This is a genomic window from Mesotoga sp. B105.6.4 (assembly GCF_002896535.1).
Lineage (GTDB): Bacteria > Thermotogota > Thermotogae > Petrotogales > Kosmotogaceae > Mesotoga.
In genome coordinates, this window is record NZ_JWIM01000120.1 from 1 (window position 1) to 2,884 (window position 2,884).

Consider the following 2,884-nt stretch of genomic DNA (forward strand, 5'->3'; position numbering starts at 1 on the left):
CAGGCGTTTTTCACTGAACCTATTTCTGGCATTGAAACAATCTATTCGCCGAGGAAATTCTTTGGTGTGCCTGATGGAGCGTATCTTTACTCTAAATGCAGCATGGACGTGGAACTCCAGCAAGATATATCCTACAATCACTGTGATTTTTTGCTTAAAAGAATCGATCTGTCTCCTGAAGAAGGATATTCTAGTTTTCTAGGTAATGAAGAAAGACTAGACAATAATCCGATACGCAGAATGTCGAAGTTGACTCAGACACTATTGAGTTCCATTGATTATGAGTTTGTAAGGAAAAGAAGAAACGAGAACTTCTTCTTTCTTCATGAAAACCTGAGAGATAAGAATGAACTAACTGAGTTGATTGAAAGCGAAGCCATAGATGGACCTATGATTTATCCTTTTCTGACAAGAGATACTTCGCTACGGAAAAAACTACACAATAACCGTATATATGTTGCCACATACTGGAATGATGTATTTGAAAGAGCTGATGAAAATAGTCTTGAATGGCAGTTAGCAAAGTACATGATACCATTGCCTATCGACCAAAGGTATGGTAATAGCGATATGATACAAGTTTTGAACACAATCTATTGAATTTTCTAATGAAAGGCGGTGTTTCATGGTTTATTTGAGAGAACTGACGGGGTCGGATATTCCTATCATCAACACTTGGAGACAGTCTAGAGAGCTCCAGGACTTTTTCGGCTCTCCCTTCCGCTATATAAACTTGGAGACTGATGAAGAATGGTTTGCACGATACATGAATAACAGAACAAAGGAAGTGAGGTTAGCAATTGTCACTAAAGATGAAAATGAACTAATCGGTATGGCGTCAATAGTAAATATCGACGCTGTATGCAGAAAAGCTGAATATGGTGGAATTATGATCGGTGTACCTTTCAATCGTGGTAAGGGTATTGGAAAACTCGTTACAATGATGCTATTGAGACATGTATTCTATGACCTCAATCTAAACCGCTTTGAAGGAGTCTGGTTAATTACCAATAAGCCTTCCATTGAAATGGGCAAGAAGTGCGGTTTTAAAGAAGAAGGCGTACTCAGGCAAGCAACATATAAGAACGGTCAGTACCATGATCTTCTGCATATGAGCATACTGCGAATGGAGTTTGATGAAATTGCCAAGAATTATGAGTGGCTTTGATAAACCAATATATGTCACGCGTCCTCTTCTTCCTCCACTGGAAGAGCTTTGCAATTCTCTGCAAGATATCTGGGATGCTCAGTGGCTAGCAAACAATGGGGCTAAACACAAAGAGCTCGAGAGTAAGTTGAGAGACTATCTTAAAGTGCCTCAGCTTTCTCTCTTTAACAACGGCACAATAGCTCTTCTAGTAGCTATAAAAGCTCTCGAACTGACAGGAGAGGTCATAACAACACCTTTCACTTTTGCAGCTACGGCTCATTCGATATCCTGGATGGGTCTTGAGCCTGTATTTGTGGACATAGACCCAGTAACCATGTGTATTGATCCAAACAGGATTGAAGAAGCGATTACCCCAAAAACAAGTGCGATCATGCCAGTTCACGTCTTCGGGACCCCCTGTGATGTAAAAGCGATTCAAGAAATATCGGATAAATATAATCTCAAAGTTATATATGATGCTGCTCATGCCTTTGGCACCGAGATAAACGGAACAGGCATAGGCAACTTCGGTGACATAACTATGTACAGCTTCCACGCCACAAAACTCTTTAATTCGGCAGAAGGTGGAGCCCTGGCTTGCAAGAGCGAAGAAATGAAGAAGAAGATAGACCTCCTCAAGAACTTCGGGATCAAGAATGAAGAAGAAGTGATCGAAGTCGGAATAAACGGAAAGATGAACGAACTTCAGGCAGCTATGGGATTGACCGTTCTAGAACATATAGAAGAGGAAAGACAGAAGAGAGCCATCATAAAGCAAACTTACATCGAGAATCTGAAAGATATCCCTGGCATCAAACTCATGCCCGTTCTACCGGGTGTGAGGAGCAGTTATCAGTATTTTGCCATCAGAATCGATGAAGAACAGTTCGGCCGATCCCGTAACGATGTTTACGAAGAGCTCAAGAAATACAACGTCTATGCCAGGAAATACTTCCATCCCCTATGCAGCAACTACGAATGCTACAAGCATCTGCCCTCGGCAGACCGAAACAACCTGCCCATAGCCAACAAAATCGGCAACGGAGTTCTGTCTATGCCGTTTTATGGCGGGTTAACAAAAGAAGACGTTGAGACCATCTGCGAGATTGTGAGGTGCATTAATGAACAGTGATAAACCTCTGGTAAGTGTCTTTATGATCACCTATAACCACGAGAAATACATTGCTCAAGCTATAGAAAGCGCATTGATGCAAAAAACAGATTTCAATTACGAAATCGTTATTGGCGAAGACTGTTCAACTGATAGAACCCGCGAGATTGTTGTTGACTATGCAAATAGGTATCCAGAGATAATAAAACCAATACTTCATGAGAATAACGTAGGTGCCAAGGCAAACTCAGAATCAGTTCGGAAGGCTTGCAGTGGCAAATATGTAGCAATATTAGAAGGGGACGACTATTGGATCGATCCCCTTAAACTCCAAAGACAAGTTAATCTACTCGAATCAAATCCCAATTGCTCTGAATGTCATACTAGGGCAAAGATTGTGAATGAAAACGGATATACACTTCGAAACGCAGTACCAAAGAAACATATGAGAAAGCACAAAAGCACAAAACAGATTTTATTAAGAAATTTCATAAAGACAGCTACTTGTATGTATAGAAACAATAATTGCATTGACTTTAATTATATTGAAACAGACTTCTGGGCGAAAGATTGGTTGTTGCATGTCCTATTATCTAAGTATGGATCAATCTGTTATCTAAATG

Annotated in this window: 3 protein-coding genes and 1 pseudogene; all 4 read left to right on the forward strand. The window is 40.4% G+C overall.

The window, feature by feature from the left end:
• A pseudogene (locus tag RJ60_RS15715) lies at positions 1 to 600 on the forward strand (hypothetical protein); the annotation flags it as partial.
• A gap of 25 nt (positions 601 to 625) precedes the next feature.
• Entirely contained in the window at positions 626 to 1,168 is a 543-nt protein-coding gene (locus RJ60_RS14965; RefSeq protein WP_103135277.1) for a GNAT family N-acetyltransferase, read from the forward strand.
• Positions 1,143 to 2,282, forward strand: a complete 1,140-nt coding sequence (locus RJ60_RS14970) for a DegT/DnrJ/EryC1/StrS aminotransferase family protein (protein ID WP_258006373.1) — start codon at positions 1,143 to 1,145, stop codon at positions 2,280 to 2,282. Before RJ60_RS14965 ends, RJ60_RS14970 begins: the two co-directional genes overlap by 26 nt.
• The coding region (locus RJ60_RS14975; protein ID WP_146028953.1) for a glycosyltransferase at positions 2,272 to 2,884 on the forward strand (613 nt) is incomplete at its 3' end. The genes RJ60_RS14970 and RJ60_RS14975, both read left to right, overlap by 11 nt.